Raw genomic sequence first — 14,069 nt, forward strand, 5'->3', positions numbered from 1 at the left:
ATTGTCGGTGTTTTAGTCTTTCTGCAATCAAATTGCATGCTTTTCGGAATGGCCTCGGCTGCTCGTTCCGCCTGTTGTCAACGTGAATGGCTAAAACCGTGAAAAGAGTCAATCCAAAATCGATCAAGATTTCGGACGAAATAGAAAAGTGCGCAAAAAGGGGGTTGTTGTAATTTTTTATCCGATTGTGTCAATCACTTGCAGGGGAGTTATTTAAAAGTTTTTGGATATTCTCGAATGAGAGTGAAGATATAAATCGTATATTTAGTCGCTGAACCATAAAACAATATCGTATGAAGTCTATCTTTTTTGCATTTACAATCTGTCTGCTCTCTCAAACACTTGATGCAAGTGTGAAGATTTATGTCTCTCCGCGTGGAGATGATGGCAATACCGGCTCTTTGCATCAACCTTTGGCCACTTTTGAAGGCGCCAGGGACAAAATCAGGGAGTTACGTCTTGATAAGCAGATTACAGATACGATTTTTGTGGAAGTACAATCCGGGACTTACTATATTTCTCACGCATGGATGCTTACCGGAAAAGATTCCGGAACACCGCAGGCACCGGTGATATTTCGCGGCGATGAAAATGACAGGCCGGTTGTGTGCGGAGGAAAGAAAACGGATCGTTTTGAGGAAGTGACACCCGGGCTTTGGCGTGTTTATATTCCTGAGGTTGCAGATTTAGGATTCTATTTCGAACAATTGTATGTGAATGGCCAGCGACGTTTCCGGGCGCAGACCCCTAATAAGGGCGAGTTTGTGAAAGTGAAAAGAATAGAGGAAACGGTTCTGGATGCTTCCGGTTCACAAGGCCCTACTTTTGCCGTACAGAAAATGGTAGTACCGGCGGAATATTTGCCAATACTGAATGATATCGATAAGAGTGAATGGAATGATGTCCTGATGGTTTTTTATCATAAGTGGGACAATACCCGTAAGCGGGTTGAACATATCAATGCCCTTGATTCGACTATATGTTTTACCGGTGAGGCTATGCGTGTTTATAATAAGATCGACAGTCAAAGTCTTTGTGTCGTGGAAAATTACCGGAAGGCGTTGGACAGTCCGGGCGAGTGGTTTCTGCAACGCGACGGGTATCTGTATTATATCCCTTTACCGGGCGAAACGATTGAGGATACGGAATGTGTATATCCTGTTACCGATAAACTTCTAACTATAACCGGAGACGAAGGAAAGGCAGTTTCTTCTGTCCGATTTGAAAATATCTGTTTCGAAGCGACTGCCTATCGTACGCCGCCGGAAGGAAATGAACCTATGCAGGCGGCTGCCGGTATAGATGCTGCCATTATGCTTGACTATGCCAATAATATTGAGTTTGTTAATTGCGATATAGCCCGTACGGGGCAGTATGCCATTTGGTTCCGTAAGCATTGTTCCTATTCCAAGGTGGAACATTGCCACCTGTACGATTTGGGAGGAGGCGGTGTTAAAATAGGGAATTATTCTTCGCCTGAATTTATAAAGACAGGGCAGGGGGAGACTGCTGCAACCCATCACATTACTGTGCATAACAATATCATACAGCATGGCGGATATGTGTTCCCCTGTGCGGTCGGAGTGATTATCTTTCATGGAAGCGATAACACTGTTACCCACAATGATATTGCCGATCTCAGATATACGGGCGTTTCCGTCGGTTGGATATGGGGCTATGCGCCGAGTCCGTCCAAACGTAATAAAATCGAATTTAACCGCATTCATCATCTTGGATGGGGAGAGTTGAGCGATATGGGAGGTGTATATACGCTTGGCGCTTCGGAAGGAACGACAGTGAGCAATAACGTGATTCATCATATCCATTCGTTTACTTATGGCGGCTGGGGATTATATACCGACGAGGGCTCTTATGGGGTCTGTATGGAGAATAACTTGGTGTATAAGTGTAAGAGTGCTGGTTTCCATCAACATTACGGGAGGGAAAATGTGATCCGGAACAATATTTTTGCATTCAACCTGCTTTCACAAATGCAACTTACACGCCCGGAAGAACATTTATCCTTTTCGTTTATCAACAATATTATTTATTTTGACAAAGGTCTTTTGTACATGGATAAGGGAAGTGACTCATGGCTTAAGGCCCAAACCGTCATCGACCGGAACTGCTATTGGGACCGGCGTGCCCCGCAGCCGGATTTTCATGGATTGAGCTTTTCCGACTGGAAAAAGTTAGGGAAAGATAAGCATTCAATAATTGCAGATCCGTTATTTGTTAATCCCGATGCATTCGATTTCAGGTTTAGTAATCCCCGTGTGGCAAAGAAAATAGGTTTTAAGCCTTTTGATTATTCTCGTGCAGGGGTATATGGCGATAAGGAGTGGAAAATGAAGGCTGTGTTGACGGATGAGTTGAAGGAACAGTTTGACGCCTTACCTGTTTACCAGTAAACGGCTACGTAAACAAAATGTTAAATCATGGATCTGCGGGCGGCATTGTAATATCTTTTGCTTTTCTTTGCAACAATTAAGAGGAGATGATAGTAGAGAAGAAAATATCGCCATATAATTTCGAGGATATATATGTTTCCTATTTTTCACGGATGAAATATTTCGCCTTGGAATATGTATTGTCTGAGGAAGATGCGGAAAATATTGTGCAGGATGTGTTTACCGAACTGTGGGAAAAGAAAGAAATACTTACTTATAATATCAATCTGGTCGCATTCCTTTTTACTTCGATTAAAAATAAATGCATCGATCTGTTGCGCCATCGGGTTGTTGTGCAAGAAGCTGTCAGCGTGATGCAAGAAGAGTATCAGGCAACTTTGCGTGTGAAGCTTGCTTCTCTGGAATTGTTTGACCAATCTATGCTTTTGGAACAAGATATTGAAAGAATTATTACGGAGGCAATAGATTCATTGCCCGAAAAATGCCGAGAAATATTTATTAAAAGTAAAATAGAGGGAAAGAAGCAGAAAGAAATAGCCGAAGAACTGAATATCTCACTTAAAACAGTTGAGAACCAGATGAATATTGCCTATAAGAAGATCCGGGTCGAATTAAAAGATTATCTCCCCTTGCTGATATTTTTATTTGCTAATTAAAAAAACACATTTACTCTTTTGGGGGTTTTTGCTTCCTGATTCGTTTATTAGAGACAAAAGCGGAAAATATGAACGAACGAATATATAAATACTTTTATGAAGAACTTTCCCCGGAGGAGCGTTTATCCCTGTTGCATGATGTTGAAGCGAGTGAGGACCTGAAAAGGCAATTTGCCGAATATCAGAATCAATATGCTTTGCTGAACTTGGGGCTTCAGATGCAAAACAAGACAATGGGCAGGCAGAAATTCGATCAGTTCATTTTACAGAAACAGCGTTATAAGGTACGGAAGCAATGGTTCCGCAGGATAGGATATGCTGCAGCGGTATTAGTTTTGATCATTTCTTCAAGTCTTTTGACCTATTGGTCTATGCGGTCGGAACTGTCTGATGATTTATCGGCAAATGTGATGAACACCTTGTACACTCCTGCCGGACAACGGGCGCAATTAGTGTTGCAGGATGGAACGGAGGTTTGGTTGAATGCGAAATCGAAATTAACTTATCCGGCCCGGTTTACAGGAGAAAAAAGACAAGTAGAGGTAGAAGGAGAAGCATTTTTTAAAGTGGCAAAAGATCCTTCCAAACCTTTTATTGTTTCTACGCATGATGTTAACATGAAGGTCTTAGGCACTCAGTTTAATGTATATAGCTATCCGGAAGCCGGATATGTGCAGACCAGCTTATTGGAAGGTTCCGTCCGTGTGTCTTTTTCGGGTAAGGATAGCGAAGGGATCCTTTTAAAGCCGGACCAACAGGTGACTGTTTCAAATGGCAAAATGAAAGTTGAAAAGATCCGCTTGCAGGATCATTTTCTGTGGCGTGATGGTATTTATGCTTTCGAGAATGAGCCTTTGATTGATATATTGAAAAAGATGGAACTTTATTATGATGTGAAGATCATCATAGAAGATACTTCCTTATTCAAGGAAACCTATACCGGTAAATTCAGGCAACGCGACAGCTTGGACGATGTATTCCGTGTATTACAACAGATACGGAAATTTAAAGTGGAAAAAGATATTGAACGAAATACAGTGACCTTAAAAAAATAGCATGTCAAACATTAAAATTTATAGCCTATGATGAAAGAACAGTAGAATAAAAACAAAAGCGGCAGAAGCTACCAACAACTGCCGCCGGAGTTAAAGCAAACACAAGTCGTAATTTTTAGTATTCACCTTAAACATTTGAACAAAGATATGAAAAGAAAAACTTTGTTAGAGTCTTTTATTGTGCATAATAACTGCCTTAAAGAATTTTTTAGAATTATGAGAATTTCACTTTTCCTCTTGTTTGTCTGCATGTGCCAGTTGATGGCAACCGATGCCGGAGCACAAAATGCAGAAATCAGAATCAGTCAAAATAGCATGTCTATCCGGCAACTGATAAAAGAAATCGAGGCGCAGACTGATTTTCTGGTGGTATTCAGAGATCAGGATGTGGATGTTAACCGAATCGTTTCTTTTAAAAGCAAGTCGGCAAGTGTAACCAATTATCTGGAAGAGATTTCTAAAAGTGCAGATATCGGATACTGTTTGGAGAATAATTATATCACATTAGTTCCAAAAACGAAAATGATCGCTCGGGATAAAAAGACGATCACTGGTAAGATAGTCGATATGAGTGGTGAACCGATCATCGGGGCCAATATTGTTGAGAAGGGGACGACTAATGGTACAATAACGGATGCTGACGGTAACTTTTCGTTGGAAGTCAGCGAAAACAGTACGTTGGTTGTAAGCTATATCGGTTATACTCCACAAGAAATCATTGTTACGAATAAATCAAGTTTCAACATTAAGCTGAAAGAAGATACGGAGGTTTTAGATGAGGTAGTGGTGGTCGGATATGGAACAGCAAAGAAGAAAGATCTTACAGGAGCTGTATCCAGTGTAAAAGCTGAGAAATTATCTGCTCAGGCTCCTCGAAATGTACAAGATATTTTACGTTCGAATGCAGCAGGTTTGAATATTGGTATCGCAACAGATGCTAAAGCTGATGCAGACTTGACTGTTCGTGGTAAAGGTACTTTATCTGCAGGTAGTTCTCCTCTCATTGTCTTGGATGGAGTGATTTATGAGGGAAATTTGTCTGATATAACCCCTGAAGATATAGCGAGTCTGGATGTCTTGAAAGATGCAAGTTCTGCTGCTGTGTACGGAGCAAAAGCGGCTAATGGAGTTATTGCGATTACTACGAAAAAAGGAGCTCAAGGGAAACCGGTGATTAATTTCAATGCAAATATATCTTTTGCCCAATCAGCCAGTCAGCCTAAAATATTGGATGCTGATGGATTTTTAAAATTTAGGCAGGACTATAATGAAGGCAGGAATTCGGATGAATATTTGGCGAAATATCCTCAAATATTTGTAAATCCATTTAAATTGCAAGGTGTTGACCCGCTTGTATGGTATAATTATGACCAAAGCATACCTGCCACATCTGTCACAGACAAACAATTAGAGACTCAATGGTTGTCTCGTCTGAATTTATTGACCCCTGAAATTAATAATTATTTTGCGGGCAGAATCACAAGATGGGATGATCTCGTATTCCAAACGGGATTGCAACAAGATTATACAGTTAGTGTATCGAGTGCAACAGAGAAGACATCGCAGTATTATTCATTAAACTGGGCAGATAGGGATGGCATTATTACAGGAGATAAATATACCAACTTTAGAGCAAGAATGAATGTAAAAACAGAAATCACATCATTCCTCTCTGTAGGTATGAATGCTCAATTTTCATCTCGAAATGAAGGTTTCTTGAAGTGCCTTTGGGAACAAATGACAATGATTTCGCCTTATGGTGCAAATGAGGTGGATGATTTAGAAAGCCCTTACAGACGAAATCCGACAGGAATGGACCCGGTCAATCCTTTTTATGATAATATGTATACAGAAAGGAAAGATTTGTATCAAAATTTGAATGCAAAATTATATGCAGAAGTCAAACTTCCATTTGGAATCGAATATAGTTTGAATTTTACACCTTATTATAGTTGGCATGATTATTATAACCATTATTCATCTGAAGGAGAAAAGTGGGAAGCCATAGGAGGAGCTTCAGTTAGAACAAATACTAAACAGTTCAGTTGGCAAATAGATAATATCATTCGCTGGAAGAAAGAATTTGCTCAGAAGCATAAAGTGGAAGTCACATTGTTAGCTAATGCAGAAAAAGCCCAATACTGGTCCACTACAGCAGAGGCTCAAGGATATACGCCTAATGATGTTTTAGGATATCATCAATTACAATCGGGATCAGTACAAAAAGTTTCAAGTGACGATACTTATCAAACAGGGGATGCTTTAATGGCTCGTCTATTTTATTCGTTTAATAACAAATATATGTTGACAACTTCTATCCGACGTGACGGGTATTCTGCATTTGGCAAGAAAAACCCTCGGGCCACATTCCCTTCTGTCGCTTTAGGATGGGTTTTTACTCAAGAACAATTTATGCAACAAACAAATTCTTGGCTTAATTATGCAAAATTGAGAATCTCTTGGGGAGAAAATGGAAATCGGGATATTGGCCAGTATGCAGCATTGGCTCAAATGAAATCAAGTTTGAGACCTTATATAGACCAAACAGGAAATATCTATACAATTTCTCAGATGTTTGTGAATACGATGGCGAACCATAATTTGAAATGGGAGAGGACTGCTGCGTTTAATTTTGGTTTGGATTTCTCTTTGTTTAATGAATTGTTGAGCGGATCTATCGAAACTTATGTCTCTAAGACAAATGATTTGTTAGTAAAACGGGCATTACCCGATGTTACCGGTTTTAACAGCGTAACAGCCAATTTGGGGCAGTTACAGAATAAAGGATTTGAATTGACTTTAAATGCAAATATTATTAATTTAAAAGATTTCAAGTGGTTTGCCTCTGGTAATTTTTCATTAAATAGAAGAAAAATAAATAGCCTTTATGGTGATATGGTTGATGTTTTGGATGAGAATGGGAATGTTATTGGACAAAAAGAATCGGATGATGAGACCAATAAATGGTTTATAGGTCAAGATCCGGATCGCATTTGGGACTACGAGAGAGCTGGAGTCTGGCAAAAAAATGAACGTGAAGAAGCTGCAGTTTATGGATGTCAACCTGGTGATTTTAAGTATATCGACCAAAACGGAGACGGTATCATGAATAATAAAGATAAAGTTTTTCAAGGATATACAACTCCTCGTTTTCGTTGGACTTTGAGAAATGAATGGACTTACAAAAATCTTTCATTATCGGCTGTTCTATATTCTTATTTAGGATATTATGGTGCATTTCAAAGGGCTGCCAATAATTATTCGTTCCCAGACAGAACATCGGACTATGATTTTCCAAGATGGACAACGACAAATCCGATAAATGATTATGCACGTATCGGCTCAAAAAATATAGGAACTAATTATGTAAGTAAGTCATTTGTTCGCTTGGAAAATGTGACGTTATCTTATCATTTTCCGAAAGAATGGATAAATAAATTTGCAATACAGTCTCTGCGTTTGTCCGGTAGTATTCAGAATGCTGCTGTTTTTGCTCCTCATTGGAATTTTTGGGATCCGGAAAGCGGCTCTGTTACTCCTCGTACGTTTAATTTAGGTATTAATGTCACATTGTAAAAATTAGATTATGAAAAATAGGAATATATATATATGCGTAGTTGTAGCTTTTTTGTCGCTCAACTCTTGTACAGATAGTTGGTTAGAGCCTAAGCCATTATCTTTTCATACTCCGGAAGATACTTATGTTGGAGTTGATGGTTTTGAAGCTACCTTGTCTGCATGCGAAGCCGAAATGCATGATGAGTATAATGGAGATGGATGTGCCATCCTTACAGAGATGATACAATCGGACATTTGTGTGGAAGGAACTACTGATAAAGCCGGACCTCAAATGGATATGGATAAATCTTTATTACCCGATATGCCTTTGGATAATATGGATTATACTCGTGTCGGATGGTATTGGACACATGGTTACAAAGCCATTAAATCTGCAAATATAATCATTGCCCGTATCGACGAAGGGAAATTTGCGAATGAAGAAGAGAAGAATCGGATATTGGGACAGGCTTATTTTCATAGAGCTTATTGGTATTATAAATTGGTACATCAATTTGGTGATGTACCTTGGTTAGACTATGAATTGTCAGAACCTAAGACTGATTTTTATTCGTACGACAGATGGAGCATTCTGGAAGAATTAAAACGAAATTTGGAATATTCTTATCAGAATGTACCAGACAACGTTAATCGTGGTAAGGTTTCAAAAAGCGCTTGTGGGGTTTTATTGATGAAAATAAATATGTGCTTGGGACATTTTGACGAAGCAATACAAATAGGACAATCTATAGTAGCTGAACATCCTTTGATGACAACTCGTTTTACCTCAAATCAGAATAAACCTAAAACGAATCTGATGCATGATCTGCATAGTGTTGAAGCAAAGATGGATATATCTAACACTGAAGGCCTGATGTATATTGTATCTTACCCAAATGCTCAAGGATCTGTAAGATCTCAATTGATGAGAAATACAATTCCACGCATAGTTGGAGTTACGACTCCGGATGGAATGTCCGGAATTGTTTATACGGATAATGTGGAATCTCAATATGAAATTAATAAAACGTATGGAAGAGGTATTGGTAGAGCCCGTTGCACTAATTATTATCAGTACACCATATGGACGGAAAAGGAGAAAAATGATTTAAGGGGTGTTTATAATCGTGATAGTTGGATAAGTCCATCCGACTTGTACTATAATGATCCGACGTTAAAAACAAGTGGAAACATTTATTATGGTACCCATTTGGTCAAAAACCCGGCAATGTCTGTAGAAGATTCTATACGAGCCTGGTATCAATGGCCTCATTATAAACTATATGTGCCCGACCCACTTTCTTCAAGTTGGTATTGGGGAGGTGAAACCCCTATGTATATTTATCGCTCAGCGGAAGTTTACCTATTGATGGCAGAAGCTTATTATTGGAAAGAACAACCGGCTAAAGTGGCAGAGATGTTGAATATCGTACGTGATCGGGCTGGAGCAGCATCTTTGACTGCTTCGGAAATTAATATCGGTTCAATTTTAGATGAACGGGCGCGTGAACTGTATTATGAAGAAAATAGACATGTGGAAATTACTCGTATAGCTTTTACTTATGCTCGTACAGGTAAAAATTGTGAATATTTTGGGAGAAGCTATAGTCTTGATAATATATCAGGACCCGGAGGTGCTGGTTCTAATATTAAACAAGAGGGGATCAATTTCTGGTATGATTGGGTAAATGCTAAGAATAATTTTTATAATAAAGGTATCAAGCATCGTTGGGCTGAATATAAAATCAGTGTCCATCATCTGTTATGGCCTGTTCCTGCATCAGCTATTAATGCGAATACGAAAGGGGTTATAAATCAGAATATCGGTTATCCTGGTGCAGAGAAAAATGTAGAACCTTTGAAAGTAGGTCAATTGTAATAAATAGATGTTGTATTAAAAAGTAATAATCATATGAAATCATTTTTTTATGTATTGTTTCTTTCCTTGATCTGTGATTTTGCTTGTGGTCAAGCAATCATAAAAGGAATAAACTATGATGAGAGTAAAGTCCCTGATTTTGTATTGCCAGATCCGCTTATTTGTAATGATGGGCGGCAAATAACCACTGCAGGTGAATGGGAGAGTATAAGGCGACCGGAGATTTTGGAGATATTCATGTCTAAAGTTTATGGACGAACACCTACTGATAAAATCGATGTGTCTTATACATTATTGGCTTGTGATCCAAAAGCAATGGATGGCGAAGCTACTTGTAAACAAGTATTATTTTCCTTTACGAATGGGGAAAAAACAATAGAAGCAATCCTGTTATTATATATCCCTAATCATGTACAGGGGAAAGTGCCGGTGTTTGTTGGGTATAATTTTATGGGAAATCAAACAACAACATTGGAACCGTCGATTTATTATTCCCCAGGATTGCGGTTTGTGCACGGAAAGGATAGTCCTGTATGGAAAAGAGGAGCACAGAAAAATCGTTGGTGTTACGATAAGATATTAAAACGTGGATACGCCGTAGCGACAATGTGCTATCATGATATCTATCCGGATCGAGCTGAGTTGCGGGATTATAGCATCGCCTCTCTTTTCCCGGATTATATATCTGGATCTAAAAATCATGATGAGTGGGAAGCTATTGGAGTTTGGGCTTGGGGATCAAGCCGTATTGTCGATTATTTGGAACGTGAGGAAAGAATAGATATGAGTAAAATTGCAATAATGGGACATTCCAGACAAGGGAAAGCTGCGCTTTGGTCCGGAGCTCAGGATTCACGTTTCAAAGTAGTTATATCAAATGATTCTGGCTGTGGGGGAGCTGCCTTATCAAAAAGAGTTTATGGGGAAAATATTGCTCGTATAACGACTGTACTTTCTCATTGGTTTTGCCCTGCATTTAGTCAGTATGCAGGTAATGAAGAGAATTTACCTTTTGACCAACATGAGATGCTGGCTTTAATAGCACCGCGCCACCTTTATGTAGCGAGTGCAGAAGGTGATCTTTGGGCTGATCCTAAAGGTGAATATCTGTCTGCATATTATACAAATAAGGTTTATGAGTTATACAAAATGAAAGGATTGGACTCACCTGTTCCTCCAGCTATTCATCAACCAATCATGAATGATGTAGGTTATCATATACGAGCCGGTAAGCATGATGTGACGGATTATGATTGGGAGCGTTTTATGGATTTCTGTGATTTGCATTTTAATCCCTAAAGAATCATATTTAATATAATATTTATTCTTTACTCAGTAATAGTTTTCAAAAACTTGAGATACCTCTAAGAAATAGCACAATGTAGAAGGTTTGTGTCAGTTTCTTAGAGGTATCTATTTTTATTCAGAGTGGAAGGCTGTTATAAAACCTCTACCACCCTTTCCAGCGCCATCCCATGCGACCCCTTTATCAAAACATGATACCCTTTCAGCGGATTCTTGCGCAGGGCTTCAATCAGTTCGTCCGTTGTGGCGAAGGTGGTGAAGTCGTTGCCGGCGGCTTTTTGGAAATGTTGGCCGCAGAGGAATACTTTGTCGTAGTTGCCTTCTTTGATGCGGGCGATGACTTCGGTGTGGAGCTCGTCGCTTGTCGGGCCCAATTCGCGCATGTCACCTAAGATTAATGCTTTGGGGGAAACGGGCATTGCGGCAAAATTGTCCAGGGCGACTTTCATGCTGCTGGGGTTTGCATTATAAGCATCTATGATCAGTTCGTTCTTGTCGGTCTTTTTTAGCTGCGAACGGTTGTTTGTCGGTTCGTAAGCGGCAATGGCGCGGCTGATGCGTTCTGCCGGGATCTTGAAGAAACGGCCGACGGCAACGGCTGCTAACGCGTTGTCCAGGTTGTAACCGCCGATCAGGTGGGTTTCCACCGTGTGGATCTTGCCCTGCTGCTTCCACTCGAAGGTCAGATATGGATTGCTGCTGACCATACATCCCCAAGCAAAGGCCGTGTCATCGGAACCATATGTGATCTGTTCGATCCCCTTGGCGATCTCCGTCAGGTATTTGTTGTCCTGGTTGATGAATATCTTGTTCTTTGTACGGCGTATATAATCATATAACTCACCTTTCGTCTTGATTATATTTTCGAATGAGCCGAAACCCTCCAGGTGGGCGCGACCGACGTTGGTGATGATGCCGTAGTTCGGTTGTACGATATCCACAAGCTCTTTGATGTCGCCCGGATGGCTGGCACCCATTTCGATCACGGCCATCTCATGCTCATGCGTCAGACGGAGTAAGGTGAGCGGTACACCGATCTGGTTGTTGAGGTTGCCTTCGGTGTAGAGCAGATTGTATTTTGTCGATAAGACTGCCGCCAACAATTCTTTGGTGGTCGTCTTCCCGTTTGTACCGGTGATGCCGATAATGGGACAGCCGATTGCTTTGCGGTGGCGGTACGCCAATTGTTGTAAAGCCGTCAACACGTCGTCCACCAGGATCGTACGCTCTCCGATGAAATAGTCCGGGTTGTCTATTACTGCATACACACAACCGGAGGCCAATGCCTTTTCTGCATATTGGTTGCCATCGAATTTCTCACCTTTCAGGGCAAAGAAGATGGAGCCACGCGGACAGTTACGGCTGTCTGTTGTTATTTTCGGATTGTGTATAAACAATTCATAAAGTTCTGAAATAGTCATAGCATATTCTCCTTTGCAAATTCTATAAGAGTTATTTCGCGCAAATGTAGTGATTTAATGTATTTACCTTTATCTTTGCCGGAAAGAAAAATAAGAATGTTGCATAAAACGCTCAATATTAGAGGAACGCTTACCTCGCTCGAAACACCGTTGGTGATGGGAATATTGAATATCACGCCCGATTCTTTCTATGCCGACAGCCGGAAACAGACCGAGGCAGCTATTGAAGAACGCATACAGACGATATTGTCCGAAGGAGGACAAATAATCGATATCGGGGGATATTCTTCGCGTCCGGATGCTGTGGAAGTTACACCGGAAGAGGAGATGAGCCGGTTGGCTTTCGCTTTGAAGATATTAAACGCGCATTATCCCGATACGCCTTTGTCCGTCGACACCTTCCGGGCGGATGTTGCCCGCCGGTGCGTCGAGGAATACGGCGTTGCGATTGTCAATGATATTTCGGGCGGTGAGCTGGATCGCGAAATGTTCGATACGGTTGCCCGTTTGCATGTGCCTTATATCATGATGCATATGCGGGGTACTCCCCAGACGATGCAGCAGCATACGGATTATGCGGACATGATGGAGGATATCATGCTGTATTTTGCCGGTAAAGTCCGCCGTCTCCGCCTGTTGGGAGTGAATGATATCATCCTGGACCCCGGTTTCGGTTTCAGCAAGACGGTGGAGCAGAATTATGCTTTGATGAGCCATCTGCGCGAGTTCGGCGAGTTTGGCCTTCCCCTGCTGGTCGGTGTTTCCCGCAAGAGCATGATCTATAAATTTCTGGGCGGAACACCAGCCGACAGCCTGAACGGTACAACCGTTCTCAACACCTTCGCCCTGATGAACGGAGCGGATATTCTGCGGGTACATGATGTGCGGGCGGCGGTGGAAGCAGTGAAGATTGTTAATCAGTTGAAACAATAAAACTATGTGGATGAATTTCGGAGTAAAAGACCTGATCGATGTCTTGTTGGTGGCTTTCTTTTTGTATCAGACGTATAAGCTGATGAAGAATTCCGGAACATTAGCTATCTTTAGTGGGGTCGTGTCGTTTATCGTAGTCTGGATTCTGGTATCCCAGGTGCTGGAAATGCGTCTGATGGGAGCCATACTCGATAAGTTTATCAGTGTCGGTTTCTTGGTGCTGGTGATCCTGTTCCAGGATGAGATACGCCGTTTCTTAGTGGCGCTCGGTTCGCACCGGGGATGGAAATTCCTGGGAAAAATCTTTACCAAGAAGAGCCATGAGAATGAAAACGAAGGGAAATTTATCGCTCCGGTTGTCCTGGCCTGTATGAATATGGCGAAGAAAAAGACCGGTGCCCTGATCTGTATCCAGCAGGATGTGGACCTGACCGTTTACGAGCATACAGGTGAGATGTTCAATGCCGATGTCAATGCCCGCCTGATTGAGAATATCTTTTTCAAGAACAGCCCTTTGCATGATGGGGCGATGATCATTGCCGATAACCGTATCAAGGCGGCAGGCTGTATTCTTCCAGTAGCCCAGAACGCCAACCTGCCGAAAGACATGGGACTCCGCCACCGCTCCGGACTGGGGATGTCGCTCGAGACCGATGCTTTGGTAATCATCGTTTCCGAGGAACGAGGCAAGATATCGGTAGCCCATAATGGCAAGATAGAAGTAAACGTCACAGCTGAAGATTTGCAACAAATCCTGTCGGGAGAGAAAGAAGTGACAAATTATTGTTAAATGTTCTGAAACTGGCAGGTCGGCTTATAAATATTTTGCTGGTTTTGCAAACTCCATATTA

The 14,069-nt window shown here is 41.1% G+C and carries 9 protein-coding genes; 8 read left to right on the forward strand and 1 reads right to left on the reverse strand.

Translation table 11 applies throughout. The annotated features are described in order from the left end of the window. The first annotated feature begins 293 nt into the window (after nucleotides 1-293). The 6 genes from DWU89_RS12505 (at nucleotide 294) to DWU89_RS12530 (ending at nucleotide 10,858) form a co-directional block, all read left to right on the forward strand. Nucleotides 294-2,411: a right-handed parallel beta-helix repeat-containing protein gene (locus tag DWU89_RS12505; RefSeq protein WP_115499977.1), complete on the forward strand. Its 2,118-nt coding sequence runs from the start codon at nucleotides 294-296 to the stop codon at nucleotides 2,409-2,411. A gap of 86 nt (nucleotides 2,412-2,497) precedes the next feature. Further along, nucleotides 2,498-3,067 carry an RNA polymerase sigma-70 factor gene (locus tag DWU89_RS12510; protein WP_115499978.1) on the forward strand — a complete coding sequence of 190 codons (570 nt, stop codon included), beginning with the start codon at nucleotides 2,498-2,500 and terminating at the stop codon, nucleotides 3,065-3,067. Between the two features lie 68 nt (nucleotides 3,068-3,135). Continuing rightward, the gene (locus DWU89_RS12515) at nucleotides 3,136-4,122 is read left to right on the forward strand and encodes a FecR family protein (protein WP_115499979.1); all 987 of its coding nucleotides are present in this window, start codon (nucleotides 3,136-3,138) and stop codon (nucleotides 4,120-4,122) included. Between the two features lie 147 nt (nucleotides 4,123-4,269). Continuing rightward, nucleotides 4,270-7,698 carry a SusC/RagA family TonB-linked outer membrane protein gene (locus tag DWU89_RS12520; RefSeq protein ID WP_115499980.1) on the forward strand — a complete coding sequence of 1,143 codons (3,429 nt, stop codon included), beginning with the start codon at nucleotides 4,270-4,272 and terminating at the stop codon, nucleotides 7,696-7,698. A gap of 10 nt (nucleotides 7,699-7,708) precedes the next feature. Next, complete coding sequence (locus DWU89_RS12525; protein WP_115499981.1) at nucleotides 7,709-9,559, forward strand: RagB/SusD family nutrient uptake outer membrane protein; 1,851 nt, start codon at nucleotides 7,709-7,711, stop codon at nucleotides 9,557-9,559. Nucleotides 9,560-9,592: 33 nt separating this feature from the next. Beyond that, nucleotides 9,593-10,858 (forward strand): glucuronyl esterase domain-containing protein, encoded by a 1,266-nt coding sequence (locus DWU89_RS12530; protein WP_115499982.1) that lies wholly within the window; start codon nucleotides 9,593-9,595, stop codon nucleotides 10,856-10,858. Nucleotides 10,859-10,998: 140 nt separating this feature from the next. Here the strand turns inward: DWU89_RS12530 and DWU89_RS12535 are convergent, their stop codons facing one another. Next, complete coding sequence (locus DWU89_RS12535; RefSeq protein WP_115499983.1) at nucleotides 10,999-12,285, reverse strand: UDP-N-acetylmuramoyl-tripeptide--D-alanyl-D-alanine ligase; 1,287 nt, start codon at nucleotides 12,283-12,285, stop codon at nucleotides 10,999-11,001. A gap of 96 nt (nucleotides 12,286-12,381) precedes the next feature. On the opposite strand from DWU89_RS12535, the gene folP reads away from it, so the two are divergent. Both folP and cdaA read left to right on the forward strand, forming a co-directional pair. Beyond that, entirely contained in the window at nucleotides 12,382-13,218 is an 837-nt protein-coding gene (folP, locus tag DWU89_RS12540) for a dihydropteroate synthase (protein WP_115499984.1), read from the forward strand. A 4-nt stretch (nucleotides 13,219-13,222) separates the two neighbouring features. After that, on the forward strand, nucleotides 13,223-14,008 hold the full coding sequence (gene cdaA, locus DWU89_RS12545; protein WP_115499985.1) for a diadenylate cyclase CdaA: 786 nt from the start codon (nucleotides 13,223-13,225) through the stop codon (nucleotides 14,006-14,008). Nucleotides 14,009-14,069 lie beyond the last annotated feature (61 nt).

Source organism: Parabacteroides acidifaciens (genome assembly GCF_003363715.1).
Lineage (GTDB): Bacteria > Bacteroidota > Bacteroidia > Bacteroidales > Tannerellaceae > Parabacteroides > Parabacteroides acidifaciens.

Bases quoted from the DNA above. Each gene is read 5' to 3' on its own strand.
- DWU89_RS12515 (WP_115499979.1), top strand. From the start codon at position 3,136: ATGAACGAACGAATATATAAATACTTTTATGAAGAACTTTCCCCGGAG.
- DWU89_RS12510 (WP_115499978.1), top strand. From the start codon at position 2,498: ATGATAGTAGAGAAGAAAATATCGCCATATAATTTCGAGGATATATAT.
- DWU89_RS12525 (WP_115499981.1), top strand. From the start codon at position 7,709: ATGAAAAATAGGAATATATATATATGCGTAGTTGTAGCTTTTTTGTCG.
- DWU89_RS12535 (WP_115499983.1), bottom strand. From the start codon at position 12,285: ATGACTATTTCAGAACTTTATGAATTGTTTATACACAATCCGAAAATA.
- DWU89_RS12520 (WP_115499980.1), top strand. From the start codon at position 4,270: ATGAAAAGAAAAACTTTGTTAGAGTCTTTTATTGTGCATAATAACTGC.
- folP (WP_115499984.1), top strand. From the start codon at position 12,382: ATGTTGCATAAAACGCTCAATATTAGAGGAACGCTTACCTCGCTCGAA.
- DWU89_RS12505 (WP_115499977.1), top strand. From the start codon at position 294: ATGAAGTCTATCTTTTTTGCATTTACAATCTGTCTGCTCTCTCAAACA.
- DWU89_RS12530 (WP_115499982.1), top strand. From the start codon at position 9,593: ATGAAATCATTTTTTTATGTATTGTTTCTTTCCTTGATCTGTGATTTT.
- cdaA (WP_115499985.1), top strand. From the start codon at position 13,223: ATGTGGATGAATTTCGGAGTAAAAGACCTGATCGATGTCTTGTTGGTG.